Annotated in this window: 19 protein-coding genes and 1 pseudogene; 17 read left to right on the top strand and 3 right to left on the bottom strand. The window is 70.1% G+C overall.

From position 1 onward, the window contains the following. The first annotated feature begins 137 nt into the window (after positions 1-137). From SS2_RS12570 to SS2_RS18005, 9 genes and pseudogenes are all read left to right on the top strand, one after another. Positions 138-2,777, top strand: coding sequence for a helix-turn-helix transcriptional regulator (locus tag SS2_RS12570; protein WP_169796304.1), 2,640 nt, complete (start codon positions 138-140; stop codon positions 2,775-2,777). Between the two features lie 162 nt (positions 2,778-2,939). Next, a complete protein-coding gene (gene infA / locus SS2_RS12565) occupies positions 2,940-3,161 on the top strand; it encodes a translation initiation factor IF-1 (RefSeq protein ID WP_012867920.1) in 222 nt (73 codons plus the stop codon). An 81-nt stretch (positions 3,162-3,242) separates the two neighbouring features. Continuing rightward, positions 3,243-3,356: a 50S ribosomal protein L36 gene (gene rpmJ, locus SS2_RS12560; protein WP_018682809.1), complete on the top strand. Its 114-nt coding sequence runs from the start codon at positions 3,243-3,245 to the stop codon at positions 3,354-3,356. Positions 3,357-3,562: 206 nt separating this feature from the next. Further along, positions 3,563-3,937 carry a 30S ribosomal protein S13 gene (gene rpsM, locus SS2_RS12555; protein ID WP_066464632.1) on the top strand — a complete coding sequence of 125 codons (375 nt, stop codon included), beginning with the start codon at positions 3,563-3,565 and terminating at the stop codon, positions 3,935-3,937. Positions 3,938-4,033: 96 nt separating this feature from the next. Next, entirely contained in the window at positions 4,034-4,441 is a 408-nt protein-coding gene (gene rpsK / locus SS2_RS12550; RefSeq protein ID WP_066464631.1) for a 30S ribosomal protein S11, read from the top strand. 165 nt (positions 4,442-4,606) lie between these two features. Continuing rightward, a complete protein-coding gene (locus SS2_RS12545) occupies positions 4,607-5,611 on the top strand; it encodes a DNA-directed RNA polymerase subunit alpha (protein WP_066464629.1) in 1,005 nt (334 codons plus the stop codon). A gap of 56 nt (positions 5,612-5,667) precedes the next feature. Beyond that, positions 5,668-6,222 (top strand): 50S ribosomal protein L17, encoded by a 555-nt coding sequence (rplQ, locus tag SS2_RS12540; protein ID WP_066464628.1) that lies wholly within the window; start codon positions 5,668-5,670, stop codon positions 6,220-6,222. A gap of 147 nt (positions 6,223-6,369) precedes the next feature. Further along, positions 6,370-8,388, top strand: a complete 2,019-nt coding sequence (locus SS2_RS12535; protein ID WP_066464627.1) for a DUF6541 family protein — start codon at positions 6,370-6,372, stop codon at positions 8,386-8,388. 86 nt (positions 8,389-8,474) lie between these two features. Beyond that, positions 8,475-9,125, top strand: a pseudogene (locus tag SS2_RS18005) (alpha/beta fold hydrolase); the annotation flags it as partial. A gap of 108 nt (positions 9,126-9,233) precedes the next feature. Here the strand turns inward: SS2_RS18005 and SS2_RS18000 are convergent. After that, complete coding sequence (locus SS2_RS18000; RefSeq protein ID WP_066464624.1) at positions 9,234-10,004, bottom strand: ROK family protein; 771 nt, start codon at positions 10,002-10,004, stop codon at positions 9,234-9,236. Positions 10,005-10,045: 41 nt separating this feature from the next. Here SS2_RS18000 and truA point away from each other — a divergent pair, with 41 nt between their 5' ends. Continuing rightward, the gene (truA, locus tag SS2_RS12520; RefSeq protein ID WP_066464775.1) at positions 10,046-10,924 is read left to right on the top strand and encodes a tRNA pseudouridine(38-40) synthase TruA; all 879 of its coding nucleotides are present in this window, start codon (positions 10,046-10,048) and stop codon (positions 10,922-10,924) included. A gap of 27 nt (positions 10,925-10,951) precedes the next feature. On the opposite strand, the gene SS2_RS12515 is transcribed toward truA, so the two are convergent. Next, on the bottom strand, positions 10,952-11,353 hold the full coding sequence (locus SS2_RS12515) for a DUF5709 domain-containing protein (protein ID WP_066464619.1): 402 nt from the start codon (positions 11,351-11,353) through the stop codon (positions 10,952-10,954). 107 nt (positions 11,354-11,460) lie between these two features. Between SS2_RS12515 and SS2_RS12510 the strand changes: the two genes are divergently transcribed. The 7 genes from SS2_RS12510 to SS2_RS12480 all read left to right on the top strand — a co-directional run bounded on the left by SS2_RS12510 (position 11,461) and on the right by SS2_RS12480 (position 18,219). After that, positions 11,461-13,161: an ABC-F family ATP-binding cassette domain-containing protein gene (locus SS2_RS12510; protein ID WP_066464617.1), complete on the top strand. Its 1,701-nt coding sequence runs from the start codon at positions 11,461-11,463 to the stop codon at positions 13,159-13,161. A gap of 35 nt (positions 13,162-13,196) precedes the next feature. Beyond that, complete coding sequence (trhO, locus tag SS2_RS12505; RefSeq protein ID WP_066464615.1) at positions 13,197-14,087, top strand: oxygen-dependent tRNA uridine(34) hydroxylase TrhO; 891 nt, start codon at positions 13,197-13,199, stop codon at positions 14,085-14,087. Between the two features lie 288 nt (positions 14,088-14,375). Next, the gene (rplM, locus tag SS2_RS12500; RefSeq protein ID WP_066464613.1) at positions 14,376-14,819 is read left to right on the top strand and encodes a 50S ribosomal protein L13; all 444 of its coding nucleotides are present in this window, start codon (positions 14,376-14,378) and stop codon (positions 14,817-14,819) included. A gap of 44 nt (positions 14,820-14,863) precedes the next feature. Then, positions 14,864-15,352, top strand: coding sequence for a 30S ribosomal protein S9 (rpsI, locus tag SS2_RS12495; RefSeq protein WP_066464609.1), 489 nt, complete (start codon positions 14,864-14,866; stop codon positions 15,350-15,352). Between the two features lie 94 nt (positions 15,353-15,446). Next, positions 15,447-16,793, top strand: coding sequence for a phosphoglucosamine mutase (gene glmM, locus SS2_RS12490; RefSeq protein WP_066464607.1), 1,347 nt, complete (start codon positions 15,447-15,449; stop codon positions 16,791-16,793). 2 nt (positions 16,794-16,795) lie between these two features. After that, a complete protein-coding gene (locus tag SS2_RS12485) occupies positions 16,796-17,437 on the top strand; it encodes a peptide deformylase (RefSeq protein ID WP_066464602.1) in 642 nt (213 codons plus the stop codon). Between the two features lie 125 nt (positions 17,438-17,562). Beyond that, positions 17,563-18,219 carry a DedA family protein gene (locus SS2_RS12480; protein WP_066464599.1) on the top strand — a complete coding sequence of 219 codons (657 nt, stop codon included), beginning with the start codon at positions 17,563-17,565 and terminating at the stop codon, positions 18,217-18,219. 24 nt (positions 18,220-18,243) lie between these two features. Here SS2_RS12480 and coaA read toward each other — a convergent pair whose 3' ends face one another. Next, the gene (gene coaA / locus SS2_RS12475; protein WP_083942205.1) at positions 18,244-19,194 is read right to left on the bottom strand and encodes a type I pantothenate kinase; all 951 of its coding nucleotides are present in this window, start codon (positions 19,192-19,194) and stop codon (positions 18,244-18,246) included. Positions 19,195-19,241 lie beyond the last annotated feature (47 nt).

Genomic DNA, 19,241 nt, shown 5'->3' with positions numbered 1-19,241 from the left:
GTCGCCGGTCACGACGCAGGACTTGACAAGTCCCACTTTTTCACCCTCCGCACGCTGACGAGTTCGCGTAGTGTTCCCATTCTCGGATGGATGGCCGCAGACAGGCTCTGCGGGGGGGACATTGGGTGGGCAGCGCGATGGCATCGGAACTCGACGGGGGCAGGTCGACGACACGCGCGGTCGCTCGCGCGTCGATGTGGCCACGCACCCCCTCCGTCCACGTGGTCAAGGGCGGGTTGCTCGCCCTGCTCGACCAGCGCGCGCCGCTGACGATCGTGCGCGGACCGCGCGGCTACGGCAAGACCAGCCTCGTCGGTCACTGGGTCCGCACGCTCCCTGAGCACACCGTCGTCGTGTGGGTCCCGAGCCGGGCCTCGCTCGGTGGGGACGGTGCGCCGGAGACGTCGTTGTGGGAGCACGTCGGTCAGGCGATGCTGCGCTGCGGGTTGCTCACTCCCGGCCCCACCCCTCCTGGACGGCGCGAGGTGGTCCGCGCGCTGCGCATCGCCACGCAGGACGTGTGCCTGGTCATCGACGACTTCGATGAGGACCACGACGTCCGGACCGGCTCGGACCTGCTAGGACTGCTGCCTCACCTGCCCCACCTGTCGCTCGTGCTGTGCATGCGCGAGGTGACGAGCATGGAGACCGTGCTCGCGGCCACCATGGACTCCGTCGTCATCCGGCCGGTCGACCTGCTCCTCGACGCTCGCGAGACCCACGAGATCGCCGAACGGCTGGGCTGCGCCATCTCTGAGGAGGATGCTCACGCCCTCTACCTGGAGACCGCCGGCTGGCCCGCTCTTGTCCGTGCGGTGCTCACCAACGGGTCCCGGCCCCGCCCAGGCAGCGGGACGGTGGCCATCGACCTGCAGGCCGGTGCTCCGTTCCTCCGGTCGGTGTGGGCCGAGCTGAGCGACCGCCGGCTGCAGCGGTTCATCGCGCGCACCGCGGTCCTCGACGAGTTCACCGCCGCCGCCGCCCAGTACTGCTCGGGCCTGCGCGACGTCGACGGCGCGATCCAGGCGATGCTGGGGACCGGCCTGCTGGTCGCCGAGCGGCTCGAGGACACGATCGTCTACCGCTACGCGCCGGTGGTGCGGCATGCCTGCGTCGAGCAGATGTCCCGCAGAGACCCTCGCCAGTTCCGGGTCGCCAGCAGGCGTGCCGCCCGGACGCACGCGATGGTCGGGAGCAGCGAGGTCGCCCTGGGGCTGCTCGCCCGAGCCTCGTTGTGGGAGGACGTGGCGGAGCTGGTCGACGCGCACTGGGTGGAGCTCGTCGCGGAGGCCCCGGACGAGATAGCCGCCGCCGTGGGCGCGATGCCCAAGGAAGTCCTCGAGCGCCATGCGCGCCTGGTCATCGCTCGCGACCACCTGCTCCCGGTCCACCGTCCAGCGGGGGAGCGGGGAGATCGCCCACCCAGCGCGGTGCTCGACCTCTCGAGCGTGGGACCGAGCCTCGCCGGACGCAGCGAGGAGGTGTTCGCGCTGCCCGGTGTGGCCGAGGCCATGGAGCAGAGCCTCGCCCAGATCGCGATGCTCCGGCTGACCGGAGACTTCGGGGCCGCGAAGGTGGTCGCGGACCGCGATCACGACGCCGTCCTGTTCCGCGTGGCCGACCTGCGCAACGACGTGCGTGACCAGCTCGCGCCGGTGCTGCACGAGTGGGCGGTGACCCGGCTGCTGGCCGCGGACCTGCCCGGCGCGCTGACCGCCTTCCGTGAGGCTGCCGAGCTCGCGGGGGAGCACCACCACCCCGCGATCGTGCGGGAGTCGTCGGTGGGTGCTGCCCTGGCCTGCGCGCTGCTGGGCTACCTGGAGCCGGCCGAGGCCTGGCTCGAGGCGGCAGCACGCTCGGACGCCGACCCGACCAGAGACCCCTCAGCCGACACCATGGTGGCCACCGTCCGCGGGATCATCGCGCTGGAACGGCTCGACCGCGAGGCGGTCGCGGAGGCCCCGCTCTTCGACGTCCACGGCGAGACGGGGGAGTTCTGGGCGCTGGCGGCGATGATCCGGGCACAGGCGGCGCTCTTCGACGGCTCGCACTTCCAGGTCCTCGGGGAGATCGAGGCGGTCCGCAGCCAGACGGAGGGCACGGAGGGCCAGCGCGGGCTGCGGGAGGCGCTCCTCATCGCCGCCTCTGTCGACCTCAACCTCGCCATCGGACACGTCTCGCGGGCCCGTACGGCCGTCGCGAGCGTCCCGCAGACCTACGAGATCACCGGCCTGGCCCGGGCGCGCACGGAGTACTTCTCCGGCGAGTTCGCCCATGCCGTCGACGTCGCCACGCGCTGGCTCAAGACACGGATCTACGCACCCACGCACCGGCTGGACTTCCTGCTCATCCTCGCCGGGGCCGAGCACGCCCGTGGGCGGCGCTACGAGGCCGCGGTGGCGCTGGAAGAGGCGGTGGCGATCTCGTTGGCCACCGGGATGGTGCGAGCCTTCCTCAAGGTCCCCCGGACCACTCTCGAGGACCTCGCGACCGAGGTCCCGCGGATCGTCACGCTCCTCGAGCGCGACTCCCTCGCCAGCGCCGAGGACCTCTTCCCGCCGCCCTCAGCCAGCGCTCAGCTGAGCGAGCGAGAGCTGGAGGTGCTCGCCAGCCTCGCCCGCAACACCTCGCTCGCCGGGGTGGCGCGGTCGCTCTACCTCTCCTCGAACACTGTCAAGACGCACCTGCGCAGCATCTACCGCAAGCTCGGGACGCACTCGAGCGTGGAGACGGTCGAGCGCGCCTGGGAGCTCGGCCTCATCTCGCGGCCGGAGTGACGGGTTTCGAATCTCTCTCTCATGCCGTAGGATGCTTCGTTGGGTGTCTAGTGCTCACGCATCGACACCACCAACCCACGGGACGCCCCGACCGGCAGGCTCTGGCCAGCAGGTTTCCGAGCCACCGTGGGCAGTAGTTCGTCACGAGAGTTAGCGGAGGATATGGCGAAGAAGGACGGTGTCATCGAGATCGAGGGCAGCGTGGTCGAGGCACTGCCGAACGCGATGTTTCGCGTGGAGCTGGCCAACGGTCACAAGGTGCTCGCTCACATCTCGGGCAAGATGCGTCAGCACTACATCCGAATCCTCCCTGAGGACCGGGTGGTTGTTGAGCTGAGCCCGTACGACTTGTCCCGTGGCCGGATTGTCTACCGCTACAAGTAACCACCACTCGATCAACTGCTGCCTAGCGCGCTCCGGAGACAATCCTCCGGAGTCTCGTCATGCGGCGGCGGAGGAACCACGATGAAGGTCAACCCCAGCGTCAAGAAGATCTGCGACAAGTGCAAGGTTATTCGCCGGCACGGTCGCGTCATGGTCATCTGCGAGAACCTGCGTCACAAGCAGCGCCAGGGCTGATCTGCCCAGCGCTCAGCGCAGCTCGACCAGCATGATCAGTGCCCGGTGAGACCTCGGTCCCGCTGAGCACGACCAGCGCACCATCACCGACCCGACGGTGGAGAGATCCACGCCGGGTCGTGAACCCTCGGTCGGAGGCCGGGGCTCGCAGACAGCGAGAGATGATGCGGTAGACCTCCGATGGCATTACAGGAGCCGGAAGGCACATGGCACGTCTTATCGGTGTCGACCTCCCCCGCGACAAGCGGCTAGAGGTTGCACTCACCTACATCTACGGCGTCGGCCGTACCCGCGCACAGCAGACTCTGGGCGCCACCGGGATCAGCCCGGACGTTCGCGTGAAGGACCTCGGCGACGCCGAGCTCGTCGCGCTGCGTGACTACCTCGAGGGCAACTACAAGCTCGAGGGTGACCTTCGCCGTGAGGTTGCTGCTGACATCCGCCGCAAGGTTGAGATCGGCTGCTACGAGGGTCTGCGCCACCGCAAGGGCCTCCCGGTCCGCGGACAGCGCACCAAGACCAACGCTCGTACCCGCAAGGGCCCGAAGCGCACCGTGGCCGGCAAGAAGAAGGCCCGCTAGCAGCAGTAGTTCGCCGGGAACCCTCTCCAGCGCCCACGGCGCAGGGGAGCGAGCATCCCGCGATCCGAAGACCTCAATCCAGGAGAAAAACAGCACATGCCTCCCAAGACTCGCGGCGCACAGGGCGCACGCAAGCCTCGCCGCAAGGACAAGAAGAACATTGCCGTCGGCCAGGCGCACATCAAGAGCACGTTCAACAACACCATCGTCTCGATCACGGACCCGTCCGGCGCCGTGATCTCCTGGGCCTCCTCCGGCCAGGTCGGCTTCAAGGGTTCGCGCAAGTCGACCCCGTTCGCCGCTCAGCTCGCTGCCGAGGCCGCGGCTCGCCGCGCCCAGGAGCACGGGATGAAGAAGGTTGACGTCTTCGTCAAGGGTCCCGGCTCCGGCCGCGAGACCGCGATCCGTTCCCTCCAGGCCGCTGGCCTCGAGGTCGGCTCGATCCAGGACGTCACCCCCCAGGCGCACAACGGCTGCCGTCAGCCGAAGCGTCGCCGCGTCTGACATCCACGCATCGCCTGCTCGATCGTGTCCTGCCCACCCCGCGCTCCGGCGCGGGGTGGGCACGGCCCCGCTCGGAGGGCATGCCTTGCAGGTCCCGGCAAGAAGTTCGTCATGCCGGTCACACGATGCGTCAAATAGCGGACGCACGCTGAAAGGAAGTCACCAGTGCTCATCGCACAGCGCCCCACACTGACCGAAGAGGTCATCTCGGAGAGCCGCTCCCGCTTCTCCATCGAGCCCCTCGAGCCCGGCTTCGGCTACACGCTCGGCAACTCGATGCGTCGCACGCTGCTCTCCTCGATCCCCGGCGCAGCAGTCACGTCCATCCGCATCGACGGTGTGCTCCACGAGTTCACCACGGTGCCGGGTGTCAAGGAAGACGTCACGGAGATCATCCTCAACGTCAAGAACCTCGTCGTCTCCTCGGAGAACGACGAGCCCGTCGTGATGTACCTGCGCAAGCAGGGCTCCGGAGTGGTCACGGCCGCGGACATCGTCCCCCCGGCCGGCGTCGAGGTGCACAACCCTGACCTGCACATCGCCACCCTGAACGACAAGGGCAAGCTGGAGATCGAGCTCACTGTCGAGCGTGGACGTGGCTACGTCTCCGCCCAGCAGAACAAGTCGTTCGACGCCGAGATCGGTCGCGTCCCCGTGGACTCGATCTACTCTCCGGTTCTCAAGGTCACCTACAAGGTCGAGGCAACCCGAGTCGAGCAGCGCACCGACTTCGACAAGCTGATCATCGACGTGGAGACCAAGCAGGCCATCAGCCCGCGTGACGCCCTCGCTTCGGCAGGCAAGACGCTGGTTGAGCTGTTCGGGCTGGCGCGCGAGCTCAACGTCGAGGCCGAGGGCATCGAGATCGGCCCGTCGCCGACCGACGCAGCCCTGGCTGCTGACCTCGCTCTGCCGATCGAGGACCTGCAGCTGACGATCCGTTCGTACAACTGCCTCAAGCGTGAGGGCATCCACGCTGTGGGCGAGCTCGTCGCACGCAGCGAGGCGGACCTGCTCGACATCCGCAACTTCGGTGCGAAGTCGATCAACGAGGTGAAGGACAAGCTCGCCGAGCTCGGCCTCTCGCTCAAGGACTCGCCTCTGGACTTCGACCCGTCCACCGCCGACTACTACGACGGCGACGAGTCGGACGACGAGCAGTACAACTGACTTCAGGGTTGACCGGTACGCCGGACAGCTCGACCAATCCTTAAAGGAGCAAGAAAATGCCTACCCCTTCCAAGGGTCCACGGCTCGGCGGAAGCCCGGCGCACGAGAGCCTCATCCTCAAGAACCTCGCGACGAGCCTCTTCGAGCACGGCCGCATCACCACCACGCAGAAGCGCGCCAAGCGCCTGCAGCCGCTGGCCGAGCGCCTGATCTCCAAGGCCAAGCGTGGCGACCTGCACAACATCCGTCAGATCGCCAAGACGGTGCACAACAAGACGCCTCGCCGTCCCGACGAGCCGGGTGACGCCAACACCATCCTGCACCGTCTGATCACGGAGATCGCACCTGCCATGGCTGACCGCCAGGGTGGCTACACGCGCATCACCAAGGTCGGCCCCCGTAAGGGCGACAACGCCCCCATGGCGGTCATCGAGCTCGTCCTCGAGCCCGTCAGCCCCAAGCAGGCTGTCGTGCGTGAGGCTGAGAAGGCCGCCAAGAAGAGCGCGCCGAAGGCCGCCGCTGTCGAGGCTCCCGCCGACGAGGCCGTCGAGGCCCCCGCCGACGAGACCGCGACCGAGGCAGCTGCCGAGGAGACCACCAAGCAGGACTGACGTGCCCGGCCCTCGCGCCGACGCCCGTGACGCACAAGCCCGGACCGAGATGATCTCTCGGTCCGGGCTTGTGTGCGTCCCCACCTCAGATGCGCTACCGTCATCCCTGATCAGAGGGCGGACGACAGACGACGGAAGCAGGCCCGCGTGACGTGGACCGAGCAGGTTCCCTCCTTCGTCGGTGCCTTCGTCGCCGTCTCGGCGATCCTCGTCCTGCCCGGTGCCGCGCTCGCGTGGCTGGCCCGGGTGCGCGGCCTGCTGGCCTGGGCTCTGGGACCGGCGCTGTCGGCGTTGCTCTACGGCCTGGCAGGCGTCGTGCTCGACCGGCTCGGGCTCGCCTGGGGCCCGACCGGTCTGCTCCTTCTGGCCGTCCCAGCCGGGCTGGTCGCCGCCGCCCTGGGCTGGTGGCGACGCCACGACGCCCCGCTGCAGACCGAGCCGACCCCGCCCGCTGTGGTCCGTGCGACCTGGGCAGCGGCGGTGCTGGCCGCCGTGATCCTCGTGGCGGGGATCTGCGCGGGGATGACCGACCTCGCCGCGCCGCTCCAGGTGCGTGACGCCGTCGTGCACGTCAACGGCCTGGAGATGGTGCGCCAGCAGGGCAACGCGTCGATGTTCGGTGCCCTGGACGCCGTGGTGAGCAGCCCCGGGTCAGGGGCGTTCTACCCGACGCTGTGGCACGGGGTGCTGGCCCTGGTGCCCTTCGGGTCCGCCGGGGTGGTGTCCAACGCGGCCATGCTCGCCGTCGCGACGGTGCTGTGGCCGTTGGCGATGATCGCGCTGACCCGCGCCGTGCTCCCCGCCCAGCCCTGGGCCGTCGCGGTGGTGGCCGCGCTGAGCACGTCCTTCTCCTTCTTCCCCTTCGGGCAGCTGGTGCTCTCCGCGCAATGGCCCAACGGCCTGGGCGCCGCCATGATCCCGGCCGTCCTCGCCGCGACGGTGCTGTGGATCCGCAGCTGGCACGATCGCAGCGAGAGCACCCGGGACCGCCGCCGACGCGCCCTGAGCGGGGCCGTCGTGCTGGCCGGGGCGGTGGGCGGCATGGCTCTGGTGCACCCGAACACGATCTTCTCCTATCTCGTCTTCGCCGGGCCGCTGCTGCTGGCCGTGGCCTGGCGGGTGTGGTCGGCGCGTCCACGGTCGCGGCGCACGGTCACGTGGGTGGTGCTGGCAGCCGCAGGGCTCGTCGCGGTGGCTGTGCTCGCCGCGCGGGCGACCGGGCTGGACCGGGTGCTGGCCGACGTCATGGGCTACCAGCAGATCCTGCCCTCGCGGTCGTACTCCTTCACCGTCTCCCGGCTGCTCGCCGACACGACGCTGACGTCTCTGCCGGGGAACCTCGTGCTGACCGCGCTCGTGCTGACCGGCGTCGTGGTCCTGGTCCGTGAGCGACGGCTACGGTGGGTGGTGCTCGCCTGGGGGCTGACGATCGTCCTCGCGGCCCTGGCCGGTGGGCCGGAGAACCCTCTGCGAGGGCTGACCGGGTTCTGGTACAAGCACGTGTTCCGCCTGGAGGCGCTCTACCCGGTGTCGGCGCTGCTGCTCGCCGCGGTCGGCACCGGATGGTGGGCGCAGCGGCTGTGGGCACGCTGGGCGCGGCGCCACCGGGGAGACGGCCCGCGGGGCGCCGGACGGCTGGTGAGCAGCCCGCTGCGCGCCGGGACGGCGGTCGTGGTGGCTGCGCTGGTCTCCAGCGTGGTGCTGGGGCTGCCAGCGATGGTCGTCCGGTCCGCCGGCGTCTACGACCCCGACCATCTCGGCCGGCGCCTGCTCGTCTCTGCGGACGACCGGCGGCTGCTGGAACGACTGCCCGACCTCGTCCCGCCGGACGCCGTGATCATCGGCGACCCGAACGCCGGGGCGGTGCTCATCTCCTCCTACGGCCACCGCACGCCGGTCTACTACCGCATCGGTGCGGACTGGCTGAGCCCGGATCAACGCCTGCTCGCGCTGCACCTGGACGACATCGGTGAGAACCCCGAGATCTGCCAGGCGCTGGACCGGCTCGGGGTGGAGTACCTCTACCTCAACTCCGCCACGGTCGACCTCACCCGGCCGAACAACATGCCCACCCGAGCCCTGCGCGCGGTCGACACCACGAGCGGCTTCGAGCTCGTGGCGAGCGAGGGCACGGCGCACCTCTTCCGCATCACCGCGTGCAGCTGACCGGCTGCTGAGCGTCGCGGGTGAGGTCGGGTGAGCACCGACGGTCACCGGTTGCCCGTCGGGGCCGTCTGGGCAAAGATCCGCAGATGGGCATGACCGCTGCGAGCTCCACGCACCAGGACGGGCTGCCTGTGCTGCTCGTGCACGGCATCCGCACCTCCGCGACGATGTGGAGGTTCCAGGTCGAGGCGCTGACCCGGGCCGGGATCCGGGTGGAGGCCGTGGACCTGCCCGGGCACGGCACGCACCTGGGGGAGCCCTTCACACTCGAAGGAGCCCGGGCGACGATCGACGACGCCGTGACGCGGCTCGGTGGGCGGGTGCTGCTCGTCGGTCTGTCCTTGGGTGGCTATCTCGCCGTCGACTACGCGGCCCGCCATCCCGACCAGGTCGCCGGTCTTGTCGCCGCCGCCTGCAGCACGAGCCCGCAGGTGCGGCTGCGGGCAGCCTGGGCGGAGCTCTCCCGGTGGATCGAGCGGACGCCAGGCTCAGGAGCCGGGCTCAACGCGGCGGTCGTACGCGCCAGCCTCACCCCGCAGGCTGCCGTCGACGTCGGCGCGGGAGGCTTCGCCCTGACGGTCATGGCCCAGGCGCTGAGCGAGGTCGCCGAGCTGGACCCGGCAGCCGACCTGGCCCGGCTGCGGTGCCCGGTGTGGGTGGTCAACGGCCGCCTGGACCACTTCCGCTCCCAGGAGGGGCGCATGCTCGCGGCGGCTCGCAGCAGCGGCCAGCCGGTGCACCACGTCGTGGTGCCCCGGGCCAAGCACCTGGTGAGCCTGGACGCGCCGGTGGCCTTCACCCGCGTCGTGCTCGAGGCGTGGGAGGCCGTCTCCGGCCGGCACCCCTCAGGCCAGCAGGTCCCAGGCGCGCGACCCACCGACGAGGGCGGCGGAGTTGGCCATGACGACGACGTCGTCACCGAGATGGTCGAGGACCGGCTGGGTGATCCGGCGCGAGTTGCCCCCACCGAGGTAGAGCCGGTCCCACCAGAAGACCGGACGCAGCGCAGCGACCACCCGGGCGACCCGGCGTGACCACAGGCCGTCGCCGAGGCGACGGCGCTCGATCTCCCCGATGTACTCGTCATAGGTGGTGCCACGGCGCAACGGCGCGTGGGAGAGCTCCAGATGGGGTGCGACGACACCGCCGTCGAAGTGCGCCGAGCCGAGGCCGGTACCCAGGGTCAGGACCAGCTCCAGGCCGGTCCCGGCGATCACGCCGGCTCCGTGCAGCTCGGCGTCGTTGAGCACGAGGGCAGGGACCTCGAGCCGGGCCGCGACGGCGGCCCGGACGTCGAAGCCGGCCCACTGCTCCCGCAGGTCCGGGTCGACCCGGGAGCGGGGCCCAGACCGGGTGATGTAGTGCGGGGTGTGGATGACCACGCCGTGGCGGATCATCCCGGGCATGCCCACGCTCACCCGGTCGGCACGGGGCAAGTCCGCCGCCAGCCCGGCGATCGTCTCCACGAGGAGCGTCGGGGGGAGCGGGTACGGGGTGGGAACCCGCGCGGGCGGGGCGTGGGCCGTCCCTGCGGAGTCGAGCACCGCTGCCTTGATGCCGCCGCCTCCGCAGTCCACCGACAGCGTGAGGGTCTCGGGAGGGTGCGCGCGAGCCATGCGTTCACAGTAGTGGCACCGGGCACCTGGGGTAGGCGATGATGTACGGCGTGATTCGCATCCGGCTCGACTTCTCCTACCGCGGTACCGACTTCGCCGGCTGGGCCACCCAACCAGGCCTGCGGACGGTGGAAGGCACGCTCGACGAGGCGCTCACCAGGATCTTGCGGGTGCCCGCACCGCGACTGACCGTCGCAGGGCGTACGGACGCCGGGGTGCACTCCCGCGGACAGGTGGCCCACTTCGACCTCGACCCCGCGGTATGGGCCAAGGTGGCCGGGCGGTCCGCGCGCACGCCCGCCCAGGCGCTGCTGTCCCGGCTCAACGGGGTGCTGCCCTCCGACCTGCGGGTGCGCGCGGTGAGGGAGGCTCCGCCCGGCTTCGAGGCGCGGTTCGGCGCCCTGCTGCGGCGCTACACCTTCCGGATCGCTGACACGCCGCCGCTGCACGACCCGCTCACCCGCGACTGGACCCTGTGGTTGCGTCGGGGGCTGGACGTCGAGGCGATGCACGCGGCGCTGCAGCCACTCATCGGCGTGCGCGACTTCGCGGCCTTCTGCCGGCCGCGCCCGGGCGCGACGACCATCCGTCACCTGCAGGAGTTCACCTGGGAACGGCCCGCCTCAGGGGCGGACGCCGGGCTCGTCGTTGCTCGGATCCAGGCCGACGCCTTCTGCCACAACATGGTCCGGGCCCTCGTCGGCGCCTCGCTCGCGGTCGGCGAGGGACGCCAGAGCGTGGACTGGCCCGCTCAGGTGCTCGCGACGGGGGAGCGCGACCCGCGCGCCGGCGTCGTGCCGGCGCACGGGCTCGTGCTGGAGGAGGTCATCTACCCCCCGGACGCCGAGCTGGCCGCGCGGGCCGAGCTCATCCGCGCCCGGCGTGCCGCCGAGCACCTGTGGGTGCCCGGGGAGCCGTAGCCAGCGCGGAGGCGGTCAGGGCTCGTCTCAGGGCTCCTCGATGACGTGCACGGCTGCCTCTTCGGCGCTCGCAGCGCCGCCAGCCACGCCGACGTCCTCGGCGAAGGTGTCGTTCGGGCGCCCGTCCAGGGCTTCGTCGTCGGCCACGAGGCGGCCGGCGCGGTCTGGTTCGCTGCCCCTGAGGTCTGGGCGGTCCCAGACGTCGGGCTCCTCCTCGGCGAGGCGCTGGTCGAGGGACTCGCCGGTCCGTTCCTCCAGAGCCGTCTCGCCGTAGTGGTTGGGGCGGTCACGCTCGGGCGGCGAGTAGCCCTCGTCGAGGAGGTCGTCGACGGCACGGTCGGCGAGCAGGTCTTCCTTGGTCAGCTGGTCGGAGTCGCCCTCTGATCCGAGCTCGGGGTCAGGGCGGGTCTCTGGGGTGTCGTTGCTCATACTTCACCGTGCCATCGGTCGCCGGACCGCGCACGTCGACGACGCCCGCGTGCGCTCTCAGGGAAAAGAGGTCGTCCGCAGGCCGGCCCAGGCCTCACACTTGTCCCGTGGGCCATATCGACATCAACGACATCAGCTACTTCCTCCCCGACGGACGCCCGTTGCTCGCCGGGGTCAACCTCCGGGTCGGTGACGGCGCCAAGGTCGCGCTCGTGGGGCCCAACGGGGCCGGCAAGACGACGCTCATGCGGATCGTCGCCGACGACCTCGCCCCGCACGGCGGCCGGGTGACCCGCAGCGGCGGGCTGGGTGTCATGCGTCAGTTCGTCGGGCGGATCGACGACGACCGCACGATCCGCGACCTGCTCGTGGACCTCGCGCCGTCGGCCGTCCGGGAGGCGGGCGTCGAGCTGGCTGCCGCCGAGCTGGCCATGATGACCGGCGAGGACGAACCCACCCAGATGCGCTACGCGCAGGCCATCGCCGACTGGGCCGACGCCCGCGGCTACGAGGCCGAGAACGACTGGGACCACGTGACCGACGAGGTCCTGTCGATCCCTTTCGACCAGGCGCAGTGGCGCGAGGTCCGCACCCTCTCCGGTGGAGAGCAGAAGCGCCTCGTCCTCACGGCGCTGCTGCGCGGCCCCGAGGAGGTGCTGCTGCTCGACGAGCCGGACAACTACCTCGACGTTCCCACCAAGCGGTGGCTGGAGTCGCAGCTCGCCGCCACCCCCAAGACGGTGCTGTTCATCAGCCACGACCGCGAGCTGCTCTCCCGCACGGCGACCCAGGTCGCCTCCCTCGAGCCGAACCCCTCCGGGGGATCCATCTGGGTCCACGGCGGCGGATTTGATACCTATGGCGCAGCCCGCGACGACCGGATGAGCCGGCTGGAGGAGATGCGTCGCCGCTGGGACGAGGAGCACACCAAGCTCAAGGACCTGGTGAACATGCTCAAGAACAAGTCCGCCTTCAACGACGGGCTCGCCAGCCGCTACCAGGCCGCACAGAGCCGGCTGCGCCGCTTCGAGGAGGCCGGTCCGCCGGAGGTGGTGGTCCGGGAGCAGAACGTCCGCGTCCGCCTCACCGGGGGCCGCACCGCCAAGCGCGCGGTCGTGGCCGACGCCCTCGAGCTCACCGGGCTGATGGAGCCCTTCGACGCCGAGATCTGGTTCGGCGACCGGGTCGCGGTGCTCGGCTCCAACGGCTCGGGCAAGTCGCACTTCATGCGGCTGCTGGCCGCGGGCGGGTCCAACCCCGACCCGAGCGACTCCGACCACGCCCCGGTCCCGGGCGGAGCGCCGGTGCACGGCGGGCCGGTCGCCCACACCGGCTCGGTCACCCTCGGCTCCCGGGTGCGCCCGGGCTGGTTCGCCCAGAACCACGCCCACCCCGAGTTCGAGGGCAAGACGCTGCTGGACATCCTGCACCGCGGGGAAGGGGCACGCGACGGCATGAGCCGTGAACCCGCGAGCAAGGCCCTGGACCGCTACGAGCTCGCCGGCCAGGCCGAGCAGCGCTTCGAGACACTGTCCGGCGGGCAGCAGGCCCGGTTCCAGATCCTGCTCCTCGAGCTCGGGGGAGCGACCCTGCTCCTGCTCGACGAGCCGACCGACAACCTCGACCTGCACTCGGCCGAGGCGCTGGAGGCCGGGCTGGCCCAGTTCGAGGGGACGGTCGTGGCGGTGACGCACGACCGTTGGTTCGCCCGCGGCTTCGACCGCTTCCTCGTCTTCGGCAGCGACGGGCGGGTCCAGCTCACCGACGAGCCCGTGTGGGACGTGGAGCGGGTGCGCCGGGAGCGGTGATCGGGGAGGGGGACGACCCCGCTTAGGCTTGGGCCATGGCTGTGCACAAGATCGTCCTCTTCTACGCCTTCACCCCGGTCGCCGACCCGCTCGCGGTCAAGCTCTGGCAGACCGCGCTGGCCCAGCAGTGGGACCTCACCGGCCGGGTGATCATCTCCGAGCACGGGATCAACGCCACGCTCGGCGGGACGGTGGAGAACCTCAAGCGCTACGTGCGCACCACCCGGCAGTACCCCGGCTTCGCCGACATGGACGTCAAGTGGTCGCAGGGGACCGGGACGGACTTCCCGCGGCTCAGCGTCAAGGTCCGCCCCGAGCTGGTGAGCTTCGGGGCCCCGCACGAGCTGGCGGTCGACGAGTCGGGTGTGGTCGGAGGCGGCGTGCACCTGAGCCCCCAGGAGGTGGACGACCTCGTCGCCGCCCGCGGCGACGACGTCGTGTTCTTCGACGGCCGCAACGCCTTCGAGGCGGAGATCGGCAAGTTCAAGGGCGCGGTGGTGCCCGACGTCCGCACCACCCACGACTTCGTGGCCGAGCTCGACTCGGGCAAGTACGACGACCTCAAGGGGCGTCCGGTCGTCACGTACTGCACCGGCGGGGTCCGCTGCGAGGTGCTGTCCGCGCTCATGACCTCGCGCGGCTTCGGCGAGGTCTACCAGATCGACGGCGGCATCGTCCGGTACGGCGAGACCTTCGGCTCGAAGGGCCTGTGGGAGGGGTCGCTCTACGTCTTCGACCAACGGATGCACATCGACTTCGACGACGAGACCCGCTCCCTGGGACGGTGCACCCTGTGCGGGGAGACGACGTCGAACTACGAGAACTGCGCCGCGCCGTCGTGCACGACGCTCGAGGTCGTGTGCCCCGCGTGCGCGCCCACCGCGACCGCGCGGGAGTGCGCGGCATGTCAGAGCGTGGATGCCTGACCGACGCCGGGCAGACTCTCGGGTAGTATCGTTCTGCGACTTGTCTTGTTCCCGCTCGTGCTTCTGAGAACAGCTCGGCGAGGAACCGTCAGAACAGGCGGATCCTCCTGCTGTGACGTAACCGGTTTTGACCGGTTGCACCTCGAGCGGATATCGTAACGAGTCGTTGTGCTTCCATACGTGACCGGTGCGCCCACTCGCGAGGTCTACCACGAAGCGCTCACCGACCTCACCGGCCGCAGAATCCTGCGTCGGAGAAGACACGAACACGAAACGAAGGCTACGACCGTGCGCACGTACACCCCGAAGCCCGGCGACGTCCAGAGCGACTGGTACGTCATCGACGCGACCGATGTCGTCCTGGGCCGCCTCGCTACCCACGTTGCTACCTTGCTCCGAGGCAAGCACAAGGCCACCTTCGCTCCGCACGCCGACGGCGGTGACTTCGTCATCGTCATCAACGCCGGCAAGGTTGCCCTGACCGGCAACAAGCGTGAGCAGAAGCTTGCATACTCCCACTCCGGTTACCCGGGTGGTCTGCGTGCCGTTGCTTACTCCGATCTCCTGGAGAAGAACCCCGAGCGCGCAGTGGAGAAGGCCGTCCGCGGCATGCTCCCCAAGACCACCCTCGGCCGCAACCAGCTGGGCAAGCTCAAGGTCTACCGCGACGCTGAGCACCCCCACGCTGCGCAGCAGCCGAAGCCCTTCGAGATCACCCAGGTCGCCCAGTAGGCCCCGCCTGCTGAGCAGACAAACAAGGACACGAGGACACCGCTGTGGCTGAAACCACCGTTGACATCGACACGCTGGACGAAGAAGCTCCCAGCACCTACACCTCTGAGACTGCAGCCCCCGCGGGCCGTGGCCAGAGCAACACTGCGCCGGCCCAGGCCCTGGGGCGTCGCAAGGAGGCGATCGCCCGCGTGCGCATCGTCCCCGGCACCGGACAGTGGAAGATCAACGGGCGCACGCTCGAGGACTACTTCCCGAACAAGGTCCACCAGCAGCTCGTGAACTCCCCGTTCAAGCTCGTTGACGTCGAGGGCCGTTTCGACGTCATCGCACGCATCAACGGTGGTGGCACCTCCGGCCAGGCCGGCGCGCTGCGTCTCGGAATCGCTCGTGCACTCAACGAGGTCGACGAAGAGAACAACCGTCCCGCGCTGAAGAAGGCTGGCTTCCTGACCCGCGACGCCCGCGTCGTCGAGCGCAAGAAGGCTGGACTCAAGAAGGCCCGTAAGGCACCGCAGTACTCCAAGCGCTGATCGTTGCGCTCAGGCGGCGGCCCCGATGGTTCTCCATCGGGGCCGCCGTTTTTTGTCAGGTAACCAAACAATCTTTTTGACGTGAGGCGTGGACATGGGTCGACTTTTCGGAACTGACGGCGTTCGAGGTCTGGCGAACCGCGATGTGACTGCGGAGCTGGCACTCGACCTCGCTGTCGCCGCAGCGCACGTGCTCGGTCAGCGCGGCGTGTTCTCCGGACACCGGCCCAAGGCCGTCGTCGGGCGTGACCCGCGGGCCTCCGGTGAGTTCCTCTCGGCTGCCGTCTGCGCCGGTCTGGCCAGCGCCGGGGTCGACGTCGTCGACGTCGGCGTGGTGCCCACCCCGGCCGTGGCCTACCTGGCCGGGAACATGGACTTCGACCTCGGTGTGATGATCTCCGCGTCGCACAACCCGATGGAAGACAACGGCATCAAGTTCTTCGACCGGTCCGGCTACAAGCTGGCCGACGAGGTCGAGGACCAGATCGAGATCCTGCTGGGCGAGGACTGGGAGCGTCCGGTCGGCCCCGCCGTCGGGCGCATGACGCAGGACTTCGCCGCCGTGTGGCGTTACGTCGACTACATCGTGGGGACCGTGCCCTACCGCCTCGACGGCCTCAAGGTGGTCGTGGACAGCGCGAACGGCTCTGCGAGCGAGGTCGGCCCCGAGGCTCTGCGCCGCGCCGGCGCCGAGGTCGTCGTCATCGGGTCCTACCCCGACGGCGAGAACATCAACAACGGCTACGGCGCCACCCACCCGCGCCGGATGGCCGCGGCCACCGTGGGCCACTGGGCCCACGCGGGCGTGTCCTTCGACGGCGACGCCGACCGCTGCATCGCCTCCGACGAGGACGGCAACATCGTCGACGGTGACCAGATCATGGGGATCCTGGCCCAGGCGCACGCCGAGCGCGGCACGCTGACCAACGGGACCCTGGTCACCACCGTCATGTCCAACCTGGGGCTCAAGCTCGCGATGGAGCGCGCCGGCATCCGCACGGTCGAGACCGCGGTGGGGGACCGGTACGTGCTCGAGGAGATGCGCCGCGGCGGATACTCCGTCGGTGGCGAGCAGTCCGGCCACGTCCTGCTCACCGACTTCGCCACGACCGGTGACGGCACGCTCACCGCGCTGCATCTGCTCTCCCGCCTCGCGGAGTCCAAGGTCACGATGTCTGAGCTCGCCTCGAGCATCGGCAAGCTGCCGCAGACGATGATCAACGTGCCCGGCGTCGACAAGGCGCGCGCCAGCACCGACGTCGAGGTGCTGGCAGCGGTGAAGGCTGCTGAGGAGGTGCTGGGCAAGTCCGGCCGTGTGCTGCTGCGTCCCTCGGGCACCGAGGCGCTCGTGCGCGTCATGGTCGAGGCCGAGAACCAGGCCCAGGCCGACGAGATCGCCCAGTCGCTCGTCGACGTCGTCCGCGCGCGTCTGACGCTCTGACCATGGCCGTCGACCCGACCTTCCGGGCTGCTGTCGAGGCGTTCCTGGACGCCAACGACCGCGGGGTGCTGCCGATCGTGCAGGCCGGTCACCCGGTGCTGAGGGCCCCCGCGGCCGTCTACGACGGGCAGCTGGGCGACCTCTTCGAGGACTTCGTCCACGCGATGCGGCTGACGATGCTCGACGCCCCGGGCGTCGGGCTGGCGGCGCCGCAGATCGGCGTCGGGCTGGCGGTCGCGGTGGTGTGGGACCCGGGAACGGGCGAGGGTGCTGCTGAGGACCCGCGCGAGCGGACCCCGCTCGAGCACCGGGTGCTCGTCAACCCCTCCTACGAGGCTGTGGGCAACGAGCGGCGGGCCTTCTACGAGGGCTGCCTGAGCGTGGACGGCTACCAGGCCGTGGTCTCACGGCACCGCAGCGTGCGCCTCACCGGGCAGGACGAGACCGGGCGTGAGCTCGACGAGGTCCTCACCGGGTGGCCCGCGCGCATCATCCAGCACGAGACCGACCACCTGCGCGGGCAGCTCTACCTCGACCACGCCGAGCTGCGGTCGTTGTCCACGAACGAGAACCTGGGCCGGTTCTGGGCGGACAGCCCTGATCCGTCCACGGCGGCCCGGATCCTCCGGTTCGACCTGCCCTGAGGTGCGCTGAGCTCAGGGGTGCTCTCGGGGGAGGTATCGGGGGAGAGATCGGGGAGACCCCTGATGACCTGCGCGCACGGTGTTCCTAGGCTGGCAGAGACCTGCTCAGCGACGGAAGGCCTGCCATGCTCGACGGACTCGACCTGTGGGCCACCGCCCTGGCGGCATCGCCGTGGATCCTGGCGGTCGTGACCGCCGTCGTCTTCGTCGACGCGTTCTTCCCACCGGTCCCGAGCGAGTCGATCATCATCGCGGTGGCCGCGCTGTCAGCCTCCGCCCAGGGCCCCGATCTGTGGCTCCTCGTCCTGGCAGCCGCCGTCGGCGCCCTGGCCGGGGACCTGGTGGCCTACACCATCGGAGCGGGGCTGCCGCTGCGGCGGGTGCCGTTCCTGCGCGGACGGCAGGTGCAGGCGGCCTTCACCTGGGCCGACCGCGCCTTCCTGGCCCGCCCCGCCCCGCTCATCATCGCCGCGCGGTACATCCCCGTCGGACGGGTCGCGGTGAACATGACAGCCGGTTCCTCCCGCTTCCCGTTGCGACGCTTCACCCCGCTCGCGGTGCTCGCCGCCCTGACCTGGGCGGCGTACTCGACCGCGCTGGGCGTAGGTGCGGGGGCGTGGCTGCACGGCAACCCGGTCCTCGCGGTCGTGATCGGGGTGACCGTGGGAGCAGCCGCCGGACTCGGGATCGACTGGGTGCTGCGGCGGGTGCTGCGCGCCAGGGGAGCGGCTGCACCGGTCGCCCCGGCCTCCGCGGAGACTGCGTGCCTTGACGCCGCCTGACGCTCCCTGACAGTGCCGGCCGTCTCAGATCTTGCGCAGCCGGACCCGCTGGACGGAGTGGTCAGGACCCTTGGTGAGCACGAGGGTGGCCCGGGACCGGGTCGGCAGGATGTTCTCCCGCAGGTTCGGCTCGTTGATCGTGTCCCAGATGCTCTCCGCCTTGGCGACGGCCTCGTCGTCGGACAGGGTGGCGTAGCGGTGGAAGTAGGACTCGGGCCGCGCGAAGGCGGTGCCGCGCAACGACAAGAAACGGTCCACGTACCACTGGCGGATGTCAGAGGTGCGGGCATCGACGTAGATGGAGAAGTCGAAGAAGTCGCTCACCGCGAGCCGGGATCCGCTCTCGGTGGCCCGGCCCGGCTGGAGCACGTTGAGCCCCTCGACGATGAGCACGTCGGGGCGGCGGACCACGATCTCCTTGCCCGGGACGATGTCATAGGTGAGGTGGTCGTAGACCGGTGCGCGGACCTCGGGGCGCCCGGCCTTGACCTTGGTGAGGAAGCGCAGCAGGGCCCGCCGGTCGAAGGACTCGGGGAAGCCCTTGCGGTCCATGAGGCCGCGCCGCTCGAGCTCGGCGTTGGGGTAGAGGAACCCGTCGGTGGTGACCAGCTCGACCCGAGGGGTGTCCGGCCAGCGGGCCATCATCTCGCGCAGCACCCGGGAGGTCGTGGACTTGCCCACGGCGACGGAGCCGGCCACGCCGATGACGTAGGGAGTGCCCCCCGACTCTTCTCGCAGGAAGGTCGACGTGGCCTTGGTCAGGCTTGCGGCCGTCCCCACGTAGAGGTTGAGCAACCGCGACAGCGGCCGGTAGATCGTGTCCACCTCAGCGAGGTCGATGGGGTCGCCGAGCCCGCGCAGCCTGGCGACGTCGTCGTCGGTCAGGGGCAGAGGGGTCGACTCTGAGAGTCGGTACCAGGCCGCGCGATCAAGATCGACATACGGCGTGGCCGGGACGAGATTAGGGGCTACCACCTGATGATTCTGCCTGATCGTTGGACGGAAGCATGTCGATTACACTA

This window comes from Sanguibacter suarezii NBRC 16159 (genome assembly GCF_001552735.1).
GTDB classification, from domain to species: Bacteria; Actinomycetota; Actinomycetes; order Actinomycetales; family Cellulomonadaceae; genus Sanguibacter; species Sanguibacter suarezii.
The sequence above is the reverse complement of the archived record's forward strand: the minus strand, read 5'-3'. Positions and strand labels throughout refer to the sequence as shown.

Coding starts and splice junctions, on each gene's coding strand:
- rpsK (WP_066464631.1), top strand. CDS start 4,034: ATGCCTCCCAAGACTCGCGGCGCACAGGGCGCACGCAAGCCTCGCCGC.
- SS2_RS18000 (WP_066464624.1), bottom strand. CDS start 10,004: ATGGCTCGCGCGCACCCTCCCGAGACCCTCACGCTGTCGGTGGACTGC.
- rpmJ (WP_018682809.1), top strand. CDS start 3,243: ATGAAGGTCAACCCCAGCGTCAAGAAGATCTGCGACAAGTGCAAGGTT.
- rplQ (WP_066464628.1), top strand. CDS start 5,668: ATGCCTACCCCTTCCAAGGGTCCACGGCTCGGCGGAAGCCCGGCGCAC.
- truA (WP_066464775.1), top strand. CDS start 10,046: ATGTACGGCGTGATTCGCATCCGGCTCGACTTCTCCTACCGCGGTACC.
- SS2_RS12515 (WP_066464619.1), bottom strand. CDS start 11,353: ATGAGCAACGACACCCCAGAGACCCGCCCTGACCCCGAGCTCGGATCA.
- trhO (WP_066464615.1), top strand. CDS start 13,197: ATGGCTGTGCACAAGATCGTCCTCTTCTACGCCTTCACCCCGGTCGCC.
- SS2_RS12485 (WP_066464602.1), top strand. CDS start 16,796: ATGGCCGTCGACCCGACCTTCCGGGCTGCTGTCGAGGCGTTCCTGGAC.
- infA (WP_012867920.1), top strand. CDS start 2,940: ATGGCGAAGAAGGACGGTGTCATCGAGATCGAGGGCAGCGTGGTCGAG.
- rpsM (WP_066464632.1), top strand. CDS start 3,563: ATGGCACGTCTTATCGGTGTCGACCTCCCCCGCGACAAGCGGCTAGAG.
- SS2_RS12570 (WP_169796304.1), top strand. CDS start 138: ATGGCATCGGAACTCGACGGGGGCAGGTCGACGACACGCGCGGTCGCT.
- SS2_RS12480 (WP_066464599.1), top strand. CDS start 17,563: ATGCTCGACGGACTCGACCTGTGGGCCACCGCCCTGGCGGCATCGCCG.
- glmM (WP_066464607.1), top strand. CDS start 15,447: ATGGGTCGACTTTTCGGAACTGACGGCGTTCGAGGTCTGGCGAACCGC.